This window comes from Variovorax sp. YR566 (assembly GCF_051992195.1).
In the GTDB taxonomy this organism is placed as follows: Bacteria; Pseudomonadota; Gammaproteobacteria; order Burkholderiales; family Burkholderiaceae_C; genus Variovorax.
Genome location: NZ_CP197092.1, coordinates 3930189 through 3943253, shown reverse-complemented (window position 1 = coordinate 3943253; position 13065 = coordinate 3930189). Strand labels below are relative to the sequence as shown.

The window sequence follows — 13065 nt, the reverse complement described above, 5'->3', positions numbered from 1 at the left end:
GAAGTCTTTTTTCATGACCACGGTTTTCGTCAGCCACCCGCAAAGCAAGCTCGCCCACTACTTCGGCGACCGCGCCACGGCCGCCTTGCGGGCCATTGCGCAGGTGCGCTTCAACCCTACGGACACCGATCTCTCGTCGCGCGAACTGGCCGAACTGGCACGGGACTGCGACGCCATCATTTCCTACCGCCAGACGGTGGGCGACGAGGCGCTGTTCGCCGCGTTGCCGCAGCTCACGGCCTTCGTGCGCTGCGCCATCGACATCCGCAACATCGACGTGGCGTCCGCAAGCCGGCATGGCGTGCTGGTGACGCAGGCGAGCGCGGGGTTCATTCCCTCGGTGTCGGAGTGGATCGTGGGCGTGATGATCGACCTGGGTCGGCACATCAGCGCCTCGGCCGAGGGCTACCACGCGGGCCGGCCCGTGGTGCCGGCGATGGGGCGCGAGTTGCGCGGGAGCACGCTGGGCGTCATCGGCTATGGGCAGATCAGCCGTTACCTGTGCGACGTGGCGCTGGCGCTCGGCATGCGCATCGTTGTGCACGATCCGTACACCGCGACAGGCCGGCTCGAGTTCGCGCAGGTGGAGCTCGACGCGCTGCTGGCCCAGTCGGACTTCGTTGTCTGCCTCGCGGCGGCCACCGAGGCGACCGAAGACATGATGAATGCCACCACCTTCGCCGCGATGCAGCCGCATGCCTACTTCATCAATGCCTCGCGCGGCAATCTGGTGGATGAAGACGCACTGCTCGCCGCGCTCGATGCCGGCACGATCGCAGGGTGCGCTGTGGACGTGGGCCGCGCGCCTGACCAGATGCCGTCGCCGCGCGTGGCAGCGCATCCGCGCGTGATCGCCACGCCGCACATCGGCGGACTCACGCCGGCGGCTGTCGAGCATCAGGCGATGGAGACCGTGTCGCAGCTGGCCGAAATCTTCCAGGGCAGGGCACCGAAGGGCGCGGTGAACGCGGCCGAGGCCTATCGCTGGCAGCAGGCCTTTGGTGCGCGCGCCTGAACGTCCGACTCACACATCCCGCAAAGAGAGCCCCATGGAACCGACCCGGAATGCGCGCTATGCCGGCGCCTGCGATTGCCACGTCCATATCTACGAAGACCGCTTCCCGTTGATTCCGAACGTCGCATGGGTGCCGCCGCATTCGCCCGTGTCGGCTTACCGCAAGCAGGTGCAGCAGCCGTTGGGCATCGACTGCGCCGTGGTCGTGCAGCCCACGGGCTATGGCTTCGACAACAGCTGCACGCTCGATGCGCTGGCCCAGTTCGGCAATACAGCGCGCGGCATCGCGCTGGTAGCGCCCGACGTGGCCGATGCCGAGATCGCGCGCCTGCACGCGGGCGGCATGCGCGGCGTGCGCTACATGATGATCGGCGGCGTGCTGAGCTGGGCATCGCTCGAACCAATGGCTGCGCGGCTGGCCAATGCCGACTGGATGGTCAACCTGCAGCTCGACGGCCGCACGATGCCCGAACACGAGGCAGTGCTCAAGCGCCTGCCGTGCCGGCTGGTGCTGGACCACAACGGCAAGTTCCTGGAGCCGGTGGCGCCGGACCACCCGTCGTTCCAGTCGCTGCTGCGCGTGCTCGATTCGGGGCGCGTGTGGATCAAGCTTTCGGCGCCCTACGAAACCTCGAAGACCGGCGCACCCGGCTATGACGACGTGAGCCTGCTGGCCCGCACGCTGGCCGAAAAGTTTCCCGAGCGCTGCCTCTGGGCCAGCAACTGGCCGCACCCGGGGCGCAACCCCAGGCCCGAAAGCGCGCCGCTGTACGACCTGCTGTTTTCCTGGGCGACCAGCGATGACACGCGGCGGCGCATCCTCGTGGACAACCCGGCGGCGCTCTACGGCTTCTAGGCGCCGCGCCTCACCAGCAGGCGTTGCGGCCCCTGGCCCTCGGCGCCCAGCCGGTCCAGCGGATTGCGCAGCTTGCACCGGTCAATCGACAGGCAGCCGCAGCCGATGCAGTCGTCGAGCGTGTCGCGCAGCTTCTGCAGCTGCGCCATGCGCTCGTCCAGCTCGGTGCGCCACGAGGCCGACAGACGGGTCCAGTCTTCGCGGCTGGGCGCAGCGGATGCGGGGAGGGTAGCCAGCGCCGTGCCGATGTCGGCAAGCGAAATGCCTACCCTTTGCGCTACCCGCACGAAGGCCACGCGCCGCAGCACCGTGCGCGGATAGCGTCGCTGGTTGCCTGCAGTGCGGGTGCTGTCGATCAGGCCCTGTGCCTCGTAGAAATGCAGGGTGGACACCGTGACGCCGCTGCGGCGCGCGACTTCGCCGACGGTGAGCGTGGGTGAGATGCCGGCCTTTTGCAGTGCGTCGTTCATGTAGAGAAAAACCTCTTGACCTCAACTTTACTTGAGGTTTGAGAATAACTTTCAGCGCGCAGGTCCTGTGCGCATTTTTCTCATCAAGGAACCCGCTTCATGTCGAACGATGCCATCCCCCTCCAATCCGGTCCCGTCTTCCGCATCGACAAGTTTGTCGTGCCCGCCGAAGCTCGCCCCGAGTTCATCGCCCAGATGCACCGTATCCAGCAGACGCTGCGCACCTGGCCGGGCTGCCAGCGCACCTACGTGCTGGACCAGACCGGCGGCAGCGGCGAATTCAACGTGGTGACGCTGGTCGAGTGGGCGAGCGAGCAGGCCGTGGCCTCGGCCGCCGAGTTCGTGAAGAAGAAGTTCGCCGAGGAAGGCTTCGATCCGGTTGCGTTCACGAAGAATGCGGGCGTGCGCAGCGACCAGGGCTTCTACCGCATCGCCTGACGGCCGGGAAGGACGAGCCTGTCAACTTCTCACTGACAGGCGTTGCACGGGTTGACAAGAGCCTCCTGCCGCTTTGATACTGAACCTCAAGGTTCATCATTCAAGCAAAGGAGATCCCATGCAGAAGATCGTTCCCTGCCTCTGGTTCGACGGCAACGGCGAAGACGCGCTGAAGTTCTACACCTCCATCTTTCCGAACTCGCGCGTGACCGACAAGCTGCTCTGGGGCGACGTCAACCCAGCCAAGAAGGGCTCGCTGCTCACCGCGACCTTCGAGCTCGAAGGGCAGGAGTTCATGGTGCTCAACGGCGGGCCTCAGTACAAGTTCAACCCGGCCATCTCGATGTTCGTGAAGTGCGAGACGCAGGCCGAGGTCGACAACTACTGGGACAAGCTGCTCGAAGGCGGCGGCGAGCCGGTGCAGTGCGGCTGGCTCACCGACCGCTACGGCGTGTCGTGGCAAATTGCGCCCACGGCCATGATCCGCATGTTCCAGGACAAGGACCCGGCCAAGGCCGCCCGCGCGATGGAGGCGATGATGAAGATGGTCAAGCTCGATCTCGCCGCGGCGCAGAAGGCCTTCGACGGGGAGTGATCTGCCGTCGCCCCGGCCAAGGTGTAGCGGCTACACCAGCCGGTGGATTGCCTTCTTGCGCCACACCAGCTGGTAGTACGCGGTCTGCAGCAGCAGCATCGCGCCGAAGGTCACGGGGTAGGCGATCCAGATCCCGTCGAGCCCGATGCGGTGGCTCATCACCCAGGCCACCGGCACTTCCACGCCGAGGATGCAGACGATGGAAATCAGCGTGGGCACCAGCACCGAGCCGCTGGCGCGCATGATCCCCGACAGCGCAGCGGCCATGCCGAAGATCACCAGGCTCCACAGCATGATGTGCAGCAGCGTCTGGGCGATTTCGATCACCGGCGCGCTGGTGATGAAAAAGCCCATGAGCGGCCGCGAGAACAGGTAGCCCAGCAGCACGAGCCCGCCGGTCAGCACCAGATTCATCAGCAGCGCCGTCTTCGCGATCGCGCCGAGCCGGTTGGCGCGGCCCGCACCGATGGCCTGCGCGCCGAGGATCGATGCGGTGATGGCAATGGAGATTGCCGGGAACTGCACGTACGCCACCACCTGGTTCACCGCGCCGTAGGCGGCCGTGGCATTCGAGCCGTAGCCGTTGACCATAGAAAGCAGCACCACCTCGGCCAGCGCCACGACGATCATCTGCACGCCCGTGGGCACGCCGATGCGCAGTACGGCCTTCAGCAATTGCGGCTGTATGCGCAAATTGCGCATAAACGCCGCGTCAGGCGCGAGCGGGCTCTTTTTCTGGCGCAGCCGGAAGCCGAGCCAGGTGGTCGCCACGATGAAGGACAGCACCGACGCCCACGCGCCGCTCGCCACGCCAAGCTGCGGAAGACCACCCCAGCCGCGAATGAGCGCAGGGGTAACCACCAGCCCGATGAGCGTCGAGATCACCAATGTGAGCAGCGGCGTGACGGTGTCGCCTACGCCGCGCAGCATTGCGGTGGCCAGCAGGAACACGAAGACGCCAGGCATCGCGATCAGCATGATGCGGGCGTAGCGCGTGGAATCGGCCAGCACGTCGGGCGGCGTGCCCAGCGCGGCCAGCATCGGCGTGGTGAACGCGCCGCCGAACACCGCGATCACCAGGCCCATCAGCACGCCGACGGTGAGCGTGGTGCCGGCCACGGCCTTGGCCTTGGCAACGTCGCGCGCGCCCCAGGCTTGGCCGATCAACACCGAAGCGCCGGCGCCCAGGCCGATGATGAAGGCGATGAAGAAGAACATCACCGGAAAGAAGCTCGACACGGCGGCCAGCGCGCCCACGCCGAGCATCTGCCCCACGTACACGTTGTTGAGCGTGCCCGAGAGCGATTGGAGGATGTTGCTGAGCAACATCGGCGCGAGGAAGAAAAGAAAGACCTTCCACAGCGGACGCGGCGCATTGACTGGCGCCACGGGCACGCCTTGCAGGCCGCTGGGGTCGGCGCCGCTGCCGGCGCCGGTTGTCTCGGGTGTTGTTCTCATTGGGGAGGCCAGCCTGCGGCCGACAGTTTCTGCAAATGGGCGCGCACGTCGGCGGGCCAGGGCTCGATCAGGTTGCCGAAGCGTTGCTCCTCGCCGGCGAACAGTGCGCGGGTGGCTTCCTCGAAGCCGGGCAGGTTGCCCGCGATGGCGGTCATGAAGCGGTAGGTGGCTTCGTGCGCGGCGCGCACGGTGTCGCGCTCGGCGTTCACGCGGCGGGCGTCGTCGACCAGCTTGCGCAGCGCGACCGAGGCGCCGCCGGGCTGGCGTCCGAGCCAGTCCCAGTGGCGCGGCAGCAGCGTGACTTCGCGTGCGACCACGCCGAGCTTGGGCCGGCCAACGCCGCGCGGGGCATCGTCGCGGTGCTCGGCTTCGTGATCGCGCAACTCGGGCAACAGCTCGCGCAGGTCGAGGTCGAGTTGCGTGCCGGTCTGGTCGTCGAAAACAAGGTACGGCCCGGGGTCGTCGCGGCGGCGCAGTTGGTCGAGCACTTCGGCCTTGCTGCCCTGTGCGATGCGCTGGAAGTCGAAGAACACGGTCAGGGTGGTGGGTGGGGTGTCAGATGACATTCGGGTGTTTTGTTCCTGGGGGTGCCAAGCGAAACGAGGTGCGTAATCTACTCGCTGATGCGCTCCGGCGTGCGGCATCTCGCCGCCGTACGTTGCGTGGGCGCTCATGGCGTGTTGTAGCCGTTCGGGCCGAAGCATTGAAGCTCTTCCTGCCAGAGCGGCAGGAGCCTGTCGAGTTCGGCCTTGCGATCGAAATCGGGGTCTTCGCGTTCCTTGATCCGGTCGATCACTTCGAAGATGAAATTGCCGGCGCCGTGCGCGTTCCAGTCTTGCTGGAGCGCCTTGTTGCGGTGAGCGGGCATGTTCAGCTCGAAACGCGCGCGGTTCATCGCGCCTTCGACGTCGAGGCTGCCGGCCACGTAGACGCGGCCGCTCAGCTTGTTTCGGATGACGAAGACGCCGGCCGGGCGCGGGGTTTCCTTGTAATGGCGGGTGAGGGCGCGCCGGGTTTCTTCAGAGAGGTTCATGCATCAAATATTACCCGGGTTAAATTGAAATGGCAATATACCCGGGTAAAAATGAACCAACTCAACCTTCCCTGAACCGCCGCCAGCCCCGCGAAATGCGCCGGTTCAGCGCCCGCACCAGGCGCCACGGGCGGCTCTGGCGAACGATGGTGAGCACACGGTCCTTCCAGGCCTTCCACCTGGGATACCAGCGGGCGAACCACGGAATGCGCATCAGCGGCCCTTCGACCAGCTGGAAGATCCGCGCGACGACGGCCGTGCCCGCCAGCTTGGCCAGCACGAGCACGGTGAGGCCCGTGGCTGCATGGCCGCGGCTGAAGAGAAAGAGAGCCAGCACCTTCACCGGAAGCAGCAGCAACACGGGCACGAAGAAGGCCAGCACCGCGCCCCAGGGCGGCAGCCGGCGCAGCCGGTCTTCAAGCGCGGCCCAGAAGGGAAGGCGAGACAGCCGTGCCGCCAGCGCAGCCAGCGGCTCCCAGCCCCACTCCTCGAAGAGCAGCAGGGGAACGATGAGCGCGGTGCCAACGGCGCGGAGCAGGGCACGCAAGACACGCAGGACGCGCGCAAGGAATGTCATCCGCGAAGGGTAAGGCAGCGCAGCCCGCGCGGCCGCCCGGCCGCGCGGGCTGCGCTGCTTATTTCTTCTCCGGCACGAAGAAGAGGTATTCGCCGCGTCCCATTTCGGGAGTGATCTCGTAGCCGGAGCACAGGTCGCTCGCGCACTGCAGGATGATCACGCGCGGCCAGATCGTCGCAGCCGTCGGAAAGCCCGGCAGGTACTGCGGCACGTGCCACACGCCCAGGGTGCCGACCGGTTCGGCGTTCTCGGTGCCCCGTGCGTTCTGCAAGCCGCTGCCCATGTTCATCCGCTCGATGCGCAGCACCGGCGGCGAGGGCGCGGCCGCTGCAGCCGCGACTGTCGCCGTGCAGCAGGCCGCCAGCCAGAGGATTACGGTCCTGGTCATGTCAGGCTCCACGCGGTCATTGCCGGACTGCCATCGATGCGGATGCAACGTCGCCGGTCGGCCGTGCCGCGCGGATGGCAGCCACTTCGCCCGGATCCATTGCCGTCACCGTAGCGCTGGCAACGGGCATCGACACCGCCGCCGGAGGCTCGTCCTGGGCCGTGGCCACAGGCTGCGCGGGGGGCGTGACTTCGGCGATGGGCGCTGGTGGCGTCGCCGCCGGTACCACTGCGACGGGCGCCATTGGCGCAGCCGCAGCCACCGGGCGCGGCGGCGCCGCAGGTGCACCGATTGCCGACGCCTGCGGACCGTAGGCGGTCACGCGCTCGTCCGCTGTCATCGACTGCGGGCATTTCGTGCCCGTCATCTCCAGCGCCGCCAGGGCCGCGGGGTCCATGCAGTCCATGGCGAGCGAGGCTGCCTTCATGCCCTTGTTCCAGAGTTCGCGGCTCATCTTCAGGCGCTTGCAGTGCTCGTCCGTCCAGGTGGTGCCGAAGCTGAGTCCGACGCCCGGTCCGTTCGCGCTGGCGCTCGTGCTGCCCATGCAGGTGTCATTGCTCGTCGTCAGGTTCGGGCCGTTGACCGACGGCACGTTCTTGATCGTGTAGCTGCCCCGGTAGTCGACGGTGCTCGTCGTGGCGCCCGTGTTGTTGACGTTCTGGTTCAGCGTCGCCCGGGTGTCTGCAGGGGTGTTGGTGTTGAAGTTCACGGCCTGGGTGTTGCCCTGGGCCGAGGTGGTGGCTGAGCTCGATGACTGGTTGTTGGCACCGCCCGCCGTGGTCTGCGCCATGGCGCCCGCGGACAAGCCCAGCAAGGTCAGGACAATAAGTTTTTTCATGTTCTCAACTCCTTTGGAAGCCGGGGAGGGGCTAGCCCCTCCCCATTTCTGAGTGCAACAACCGGTGCGAGAACGGCTCAGGGAGCCGATGCAGTTGCGCCGGAGCCAGCCAGGCCGCCGGTACCGCCACCATTGCTGAAGCCGGCGGCATTGCCGAAGCTGAGGTTGGTCACGCCGAAGGAGCCGCCGGTCGAGCCCGCCGTCGCCGAGGTGGTCGTGCCGTTGACGAAGCCGTTGACGGCGCCCGACGAGGCATTGAAGCTCGACGTCGTGCCGGAGGTGCGCGTTACCACGGCCAGACCGCCGCCAGGACCCGCGGCCGTTGCGGCCGTGTTGTTGGTCGTGGAGCCAGCGGTTCCGCCTGCGCTGCCGCTCACGGAGTTGGGGCCGCCCGCGCTGTAGTTGGCATTGGCGGTCGCGCCTGCATTGGCCGAGGCATTGGCAGCGCCCGCTGCGGCGCCATTGCCTGTCGTTGCAGCCACGCTGGTCACGCGGCCTTGCGTGGTCGCCGAGCCGCCTGCCGTTGCGCCACCGATGCGCAGACCCGGAAAGCTGACTGCGCCGCCTGCAGCGTTGGCGCTGGCCGACGAGCTGGAATTGGCCGCGTTGTAGCTCAGTGCACTGCCCGTGCCCGAGCTGGCTGCAACGGATCCGGCGGAACTGGAAGAGCCGGTCGTCGTACTGGTGGCGGCGAGGGCCGTGGTGCTGGTTGCCGAGGCAACGCTTCCAACCAGAACCACTGCGATCGCGATGAGTGTCTTCTTCATGATGCTTCCTCGAAAGTTGTTGAAACGAACCCGATTGCCGGATCGATCCGGCCATCAGCTAACGGTCAGTGGCACTGCTTGAAATGCTTTCGTCACGACCGAGGTGCAGTTTCTGCGTCGAGGAACCAGCGAAAAATGCCCAGTGCTGGGTAGAGCAAGGCTATGGCGAAAGGTGTGTTTTGCATCGTTTCGGGGGCCGCGGGTGGAGGGCCCCCCGATGCAATGTCCGAGAGAAAAACTACAACTTTCGATGGACATTGTTGACTAATGGAAACAAAATGCAACCAAAGTAATCAAAAAAACTGAAACCAAAAATTTGAGTAGAAATGAATTAACTTTTGGTCACGAACAAGATGTGCTATGTGTCACAAAGGGGCTGGAATGGAAAGCGATCTCGACATTTCATTGACAGATGTGGGCAGCGGGGGTAAGCAATACGCCAACCCCGGCCAGTTCGGCGGGCTCCTCTCGCCGTCCGCCGACACTCTCCCGTGGCCCGATTTCCTGACCGGGCAACAGACCAAACCCGTGCGCGTCCTGCTGGTGGATGACGACCCCTTCGTGCGTCGCGTCATCGCCCAGGAATTGCTGGGCGACCTGCGCATTCAGCTCGAAGGGCAGGCCGGCACGCTGCGCGAAGGCCGACGATTGCTGATGCAGCATGAGTTCGACGTGCTCATGGTCGACATCCGCCTGGGCGACGGCAGCGGATTCGAGCTCATCGAAGAGGCCAAGCGGCACCGCAGCGCGGCGGAAATCATCGTCATCTCGGCGCTCGAGGACGAACCCCAGGTGCTGCATGCCTTCGAGCTCGGCGCCTCCGGCTACCTGGTCAAGAACGCCTGGTTCCAGAGCTATGCCCAGGCCGTGCTGCAGGTGGTGAACGGCGGTGCCGCCATCACGCCCCGGCTGGCGCGCCGGCTGCTCGTGCACCTCGATCACAAGCGCTCCAACGTCAATCCGGTGCGTCCGCCGGACACCAAGGCGACGTTATCCGCGCGGGAGCGCGAAGTGTTACGACTTGTAGCGACAGGCTACGTTACCGAGGAAATCGCGCTGCAGCTCACCATCAGCGCCCAGACGGTTAACGCGCACGTCAAGAACATCTACCGCAAGCTGCACGCCCACACCCGCGCGCAGGCCGTGAGCTTTGCCTCCCACCGGGGGCTTCTGTAGCCCATGCCATGCTGGCGCCGCAGGTCCTTTCTTTACCGCACTTCCTGGAAGACCAGTTCGTGTGGCTGTCGATCGGCTCGTGGTGCGTGCTGTTGACGTGGCTGCGCACGCGCGTCTCGCGCCGGCGGCTCCTGATGTGGGCCGGCCTGGCGGGTGCGCTGCACCTGACGCCCGTGACCGCGCAGGTCATCCGGGCCACTTCGGCCATCGGCGTGACGGCGGATGGCATGCCGTTCGCCTTCTGGGCGCTGCAGGCGCTGAACGTGGCGGTGCTTGCCGCGCTCATCGCGAGCGTCTGTTTTCTTGCCTTCCGGCGCCGTGTCGCAGACCATCGACCGTCGCAGGCGGTGGTCGCCGAAAGACGGCGCATCGCCAACGATCTGCATGACGGCGTGGGCTCCCGGCTGGTGGCGCTGCTGGCCAGCCAGGACCCCCGGTCCGCCGGGCCCGGCAGCCTGTCGATGGCCCTGCAGGACTGCCTGCTCGAACTCCAGATGACGGTGGACGACCTCGATGACCAGACTTCCGCCACCGTCGTCGAGCGACTGGCCCACGTGCGCTACCGGCTGCAGCCCGCGTTCGACCGGCTCGGCATCGGGCTCGAATGGCACATCGCCAGCGAGGCCCACACCCGCTGGGTGCCGCCGGAAACCGCGATGCAGATCTGCCGGGTGGCGCAGGAAGCCATGTCCAATGCGCTGCGGCATGCGCAGGCGACCCGCGTCGAACTGCGCTTCGGCCTTCGCGACCGGGGATTGCTGATGCTGGAGGTGCGCGACGACGGCTGCGGGCTGGGTTCGCGAAGCGCGTCTTCCACCGATACGGGCAAGGGCCTGCGCAGCATGCGCTCCCGGGCCGACGCCATCGGCGGCGAGCTGACAATCGAAAATGCCGCGCCGCGCGGGCTGAGCGTGCTGCTGGTGGTTCCAAGCCAGGCGCAGGCGCCAGCCGGCACCCGGGCCGAAGCGGAAAGCATGCTGTAACACGCCCGCCGGGCCGCCCGGACGGACGCCATCCGCGCCTATGGCAAACTCCCGCGCTTTGCCAGGGACGCGCTCAAGACATGCAGAAAATCATTCGCCAGCTCGCCGCCGAAATCAAGGTCGGCGAGAACCAGGTGAAGGCCGCCGTCGAACTGCTCGACGGAGGCGCCACGGTTCCATTCATCGCCCGCTACCGCAAGGAAGCCACCGACGGCCTCGACGACACCCAGCTGCGTGAACTGGAAGCGCGTCTTTCCTACCTGCGCGAACTCGAAGACCGCCGCGTGGCGGTGCTCAAGGCCATCGACGAGCAGGGCAAGCTGACCCCCGAACTGCGCGCCGCGATCGAATTCGCGCCGACCAAGCAGGAACTCGAAGACCTGTACCTGCCGTTCAAGCAAAAGCGCCGCACCAAGGGCCAGATCGCTCGCGAATTCGGCATCGAGCCGCTGGCCGACAAGCTGCTGGCCGACCCCACGCTCGACCCGGCCGTCGAAGCCAAGGCCTTCCTGCAGCCCGCCACCACGCTGGACGACGGCAAGCCGGGCCCCGATTTCTCCACCGTACCGCTCGTTCTCGACGGTGTGCGCGACATTCTTTCCGAGCGCTGGGCCGAAGACGCTGCACTGGTGCAGGGCCTGCGCGAATGGCTCTGGGCCGAGGGTCTGCTCAAGTCCAGCCTGATGGCCGGCAAGGACGAGAACAACGCCGACATCGCCAAGTTCCGCGACTACTTCGAGTACGACGAGCCCATCGGCCGCGTGCCCTCGCACCGTGCGCTGGCCGTGTTTCGCGGCCGCGCGCTCGACATCCTCGACGCCAAGCTGGTGCTGCCCGTGGAGCCCGAACCGGGCAAGCCCAGCATCGCCGAAGGCCGCATCGCGCTGCACCTGGGCTGGAGCCATGCGGCTCGTCCGTCGGACGACCTGATCCGCAAGTGCGTGGCCTGGACCTGGCGCGTCAAGCTGGCGTTGTCGACCGAGCGCGACCTGTTCACCCGCCTGCGCGAAGACGCCGAGAAGGTCGCCATCAAGGTGTTCGCCGACAACCTGCGCGACCTGCTGCTGGCCGCGCCCGCCGGCCCGCGCGTCGTGATGGGCCTGGACCCGGGCATCCGTACCGGCGTGAAGGTGGCCGTGGTCGACTCCACCGGCAAGCTGGTCGAAACCGCCACCGTGTTCCCCCACGAGCCGCGCAAGGACTGGGAAGGCTCGCTGCACACGCTGGGCAAGCTGTGCGCCAAGCACGGCGTGAACCTCATCGCCATCGGCAACGGCACCGCCAGCCGCGAAACCGACAAGCTGGCCGCCGACCTCATCAAGCTGCTCGCCAAGATGGCCGCCCAGGCCGGCGCGCCCGAAATGAAGGTCGACAAGGTCGTCGTCAGCGAAGCCGGCGCTTCCGTGTACTCGGCCAGCGAATTCGCCTCGCAGGAAATGCCCGACGTGGACGTGAGCCTGCGCGGCGCCGCCTCCATTGCGCGCCGACTGCAAGATCCACTGGCCGAACTCGTGAAGATCGACCCCAAGAGCATCGGCGTGGGCCAGTACCAGCACGACGTGAACCAGAGCGAACTTGCGCGCACGCTGCAGGCCGTGGTCGAAGACTGCGTGAACTCAGTGGGCGTCGACCTGAATACCGCCAGCGTGCCGCTGCTCAGCCGCGTTTCGGGCCTGTCGGCCAGCGTGGCCAAGGCGGTGGTGCGCTGGCGCGAAGCGAACGGTGCGTTTTCCACCCGCAAGCAGCTGCTCGACGTGACCGGCTTCGGCCCCAAGGCCTTTGAGCAGAGCGCGGGCTTCCTGCGCATCCGCGACGGCGCCGACCCGCTGGACATCACCGGCGTGCACCCCGAAACCTATCCGCTGGTCGAGCAGATCATCGTGAAGACCGGCAAGCCCATCGCCGAGCTGATGGGCCGCGCCGACATGCTCAAGACGCTGAAGCCCGAGCTGTTCGCCAACGAGAAGTTCGGCGTCATCACGGTCAAGGACATCCTGGGCGAACTCGAAAAGCCGGGCCGCGACCCGCGCCCCGACTTCAAGGTGGCGCGCTTCAACGACGGCGTGGACGACATCAAGGACCTGGTCGAGGGCATGATCCTCGAAGGCACCGTGAGCAACGTGGCCCAGTTCGGCGCCTTCGTCGACCTCGGCGTGCACCAGGACGGCCTGGTCCATGTGAGCCAGCTGAGCCACAAGTTCGTCAACGACGCACGCGAAGTCGTCAAGACCGGCGACATCGTCAAGGTCAAGGTGATGGAAGTGGACGTGGCGCGCAAGCGTATCGGCCTGTCGATGAAGCTCGATGCGGCGCCCGCGCGCCGCGACGGCCCGCGCGACAACCGCTTCGAAGGAGCGGGGCGCGGCCAGCAGCAACAAGGCCGGCGCGACAACTCGCCGCAGCCGGCGGGGCAGATGGCGAGTGCTTTTGCCAAGCTGCAGGGGCTGCGCAAGTAAGCGGATTCCTCACCT

15 protein-coding genes are annotated in these 13065 nt (G+C 66.5%); 7 read left to right on the top strand and 8 right to left on the bottom strand.

Annotated elements, in window-relative coordinates; all coding sequences use genetic code 11:
- Positions 1-13 precede the first annotated feature (13 nt).
- On the top strand, positions 14-1015 hold the full coding sequence (locus ACTG4X_RS18475; RefSeq protein WP_440531587.1) for an NAD(P)-dependent oxidoreductase: 1002 nt from the start codon (positions 14-16) through the stop codon (positions 1013-1015).
- A gap of 34 nt (positions 1016-1049) precedes the next feature.
- Entirely contained in the window at positions 1050-1871 is an 822-nt protein-coding gene (locus ACTG4X_RS18470) for an amidohydrolase family protein (protein ID WP_440531586.1), read from the top strand.
- Here ACTG4X_RS18470 and soxR read toward each other — a convergent pair.
- Positions 1868-2341 carry a redox-sensitive transcriptional activator SoxR gene (soxR, locus tag ACTG4X_RS18465; RefSeq protein WP_426388722.1) on the bottom strand — a complete coding sequence of 158 codons (474 nt, stop codon included), beginning with the start codon at positions 2339-2341 and terminating at the stop codon, positions 1868-1870. The two genes, ACTG4X_RS18470 and soxR, sit on opposite strands and share 4 nt — an antisense overlap.
- Before the next feature lie 99 nt (positions 2342-2440).
- Here soxR and ACTG4X_RS18460 point away from each other — a divergent pair, with 99 nt between their 5' ends.
- A complete protein-coding gene (locus ACTG4X_RS18460) occupies positions 2441-2779 on the top strand; it encodes an antibiotic biosynthesis monooxygenase family protein (RefSeq protein WP_093074129.1) in 339 nt (112 codons plus the stop codon).
- Between the two features lie 118 nt (positions 2780-2897).
- On the top strand, positions 2898-3374 hold the full coding sequence (locus tag ACTG4X_RS18455) for a VOC family protein (protein WP_093056827.1): 477 nt from the start codon (positions 2898-2900) through the stop codon (positions 3372-3374).
- Between the two features lie 30 nt (positions 3375-3404).
- Here the strand turns inward: ACTG4X_RS18455 and ACTG4X_RS18450 are convergent, their stop codons facing one another.
- From ACTG4X_RS18450 to ACTG4X_RS18420, 7 genes are all read right to left on the bottom strand, one after another.
- Positions 3405-4832, bottom strand: coding sequence for an MATE family efflux transporter (locus ACTG4X_RS18450; protein WP_440531585.1), 1428 nt, complete (start codon positions 4830-4832; stop codon positions 3405-3407).
- Positions 4829-5398 (bottom strand): DUF2239 family protein, encoded by a 570-nt coding sequence (locus tag ACTG4X_RS18445; RefSeq protein WP_440531584.1) that lies wholly within the window; start codon positions 5396-5398, stop codon positions 4829-4831. Before ACTG4X_RS18445 ends, ACTG4X_RS18450 begins: the two co-directional genes overlap by 4 nt.
- Before the next feature lie 104 nt (positions 5399-5502).
- Positions 5503-5865, bottom strand: a complete 363-nt coding sequence (locus ACTG4X_RS18440) for a GIY-YIG nuclease family protein (RefSeq protein ID WP_440531583.1) — start codon at positions 5863-5865, stop codon at positions 5503-5505.
- 61 nt (positions 5866-5926) lie between these two features.
- Positions 5927-6442 carry a hypothetical protein gene (locus ACTG4X_RS18435; protein ID WP_440531582.1) on the bottom strand — a complete coding sequence of 172 codons (516 nt, stop codon included), beginning with the start codon at positions 6440-6442 and terminating at the stop codon, positions 5927-5929.
- A gap of 58 nt (positions 6443-6500) precedes the next feature.
- Positions 6501-6830, bottom strand: coding sequence for a hypothetical protein (locus tag ACTG4X_RS18430; protein WP_093056822.1), 330 nt, complete (start codon positions 6828-6830; stop codon positions 6501-6503).
- Positions 6831-6846: 16 nt separating this feature from the next.
- Positions 6847-7668, bottom strand: coding sequence for a hypothetical protein (locus ACTG4X_RS18425; RefSeq protein WP_440531581.1), 822 nt, complete (start codon positions 7666-7668; stop codon positions 6847-6849).
- Positions 7669-7745: 77 nt separating this feature from the next.
- Positions 7746-8435, bottom strand: a complete 690-nt coding sequence (locus ACTG4X_RS18420) for a hypothetical protein (RefSeq protein WP_093074137.1) — start codon at positions 8433-8435, stop codon at positions 7746-7748.
- Positions 8436-8816: 381 nt separating this feature from the next.
- Between ACTG4X_RS18420 and ACTG4X_RS18415 the strand changes: the two genes are divergently transcribed.
- From ACTG4X_RS18415 to ACTG4X_RS18405, 3 genes are all read left to right on the top strand, one after another.
- Positions 8817-9611, top strand: coding sequence for a LuxR C-terminal-related transcriptional regulator (locus ACTG4X_RS18415; protein WP_093056819.1), 795 nt, complete (start codon positions 8817-8819; stop codon positions 9609-9611).
- Positions 9612-9619: 8 nt separating this feature from the next.
- Positions 9620-10594 carry a sensor histidine kinase gene (locus ACTG4X_RS18410; RefSeq protein WP_440531580.1) on the top strand — a complete coding sequence of 325 codons (975 nt, stop codon included), beginning with the start codon at positions 9620-9622 and terminating at the stop codon, positions 10592-10594.
- Positions 10595-10674: 80 nt separating this feature from the next.
- Entirely contained in the window at positions 10675-13050 is a 2376-nt protein-coding gene (locus ACTG4X_RS18405; protein ID WP_093056817.1) for a Tex family protein, read from the top strand.
- Positions 13051-13065: the final 15 nt, after the last annotated feature.

Excerpts from the sequence above, each read along its gene's own strand:
- ACTG4X_RS18410 (WP_440531580.1), top strand. The coding sequence starts at position 9,620 with ATGCTGGCGCCGCAGGTCCTTTCTTTACCGCACTTCCTGGAAGACCAG.
- ACTG4X_RS18455 (WP_093056827.1), top strand. The coding sequence starts at position 2,898 with ATGCAGAAGATCGTTCCCTGCCTCTGGTTCGACGGCAACGGCGAAGAC.
- ACTG4X_RS18470 (WP_440531586.1), top strand. The coding sequence starts at position 1,050 with ATGGAACCGACCCGGAATGCGCGCTATGCCGGCGCCTGCGATTGCCAC.
- ACTG4X_RS18425 (WP_440531581.1), bottom strand. The coding sequence starts at position 7,668 with ATGAAAAAACTTATTGTCCTGACCTTGCTGGGCTTGTCCGCGGGCGCC.
- ACTG4X_RS18450 (WP_440531585.1), bottom strand. The coding sequence starts at position 4,832 with ATGAGAACAACACCCGAGACAACCGGCGCCGGCAGCGGCGCCGACCCC.
- ACTG4X_RS18405 (WP_093056817.1), top strand. The coding sequence starts at position 10,675 with ATGCAGAAAATCATTCGCCAGCTCGCCGCCGAAATCAAGGTCGGCGAG.
- ACTG4X_RS18440 (WP_440531583.1), bottom strand. The coding sequence starts at position 5,865 with ATGAACCTCTCTGAAGAAACCCGGCGCGCCCTCACCCGCCATTACAAG.
- ACTG4X_RS18460 (WP_093074129.1), top strand. The coding sequence starts at position 2,441 with ATGTCGAACGATGCCATCCCCCTCCAATCCGGTCCCGTCTTCCGCATC.
- ACTG4X_RS18435 (WP_440531582.1), bottom strand. The coding sequence starts at position 6,442 with ATGACATTCCTTGCGCGCGTCCTGCGTGTCTTGCGTGCCCTGCTCCGC.
- ACTG4X_RS18420 (WP_093074137.1), bottom strand. The coding sequence starts at position 8,435 with ATGAAGAAGACACTCATCGCGATCGCAGTGGTTCTGGTTGGAAGCGTT.
- ACTG4X_RS18430 (WP_093056822.1), bottom strand. The coding sequence starts at position 6,830 with ATGACCAGGACCGTAATCCTCTGGCTGGCGGCCTGCTGCACGGCGACA.
- ACTG4X_RS18475 (WP_440531587.1), top strand. The coding sequence starts at position 14 with ATGACCACGGTTTTCGTCAGCCACCCGCAAAGCAAGCTCGCCCACTAC.
- ACTG4X_RS18415 (WP_093056819.1), top strand. The coding sequence starts at position 8,817 with ATGGAAAGCGATCTCGACATTTCATTGACAGATGTGGGCAGCGGGGGT.
- ACTG4X_RS18445 (WP_440531584.1), bottom strand. The coding sequence starts at position 5,398 with ATGTCATCTGACACCCCACCCACCACCCTGACCGTGTTCTTCGACTTC.
- soxR (WP_426388722.1), bottom strand. The coding sequence starts at position 2,341 with ATGAACGACGCACTGCAAAAGGCCGGCATCTCACCCACGCTCACCGTC.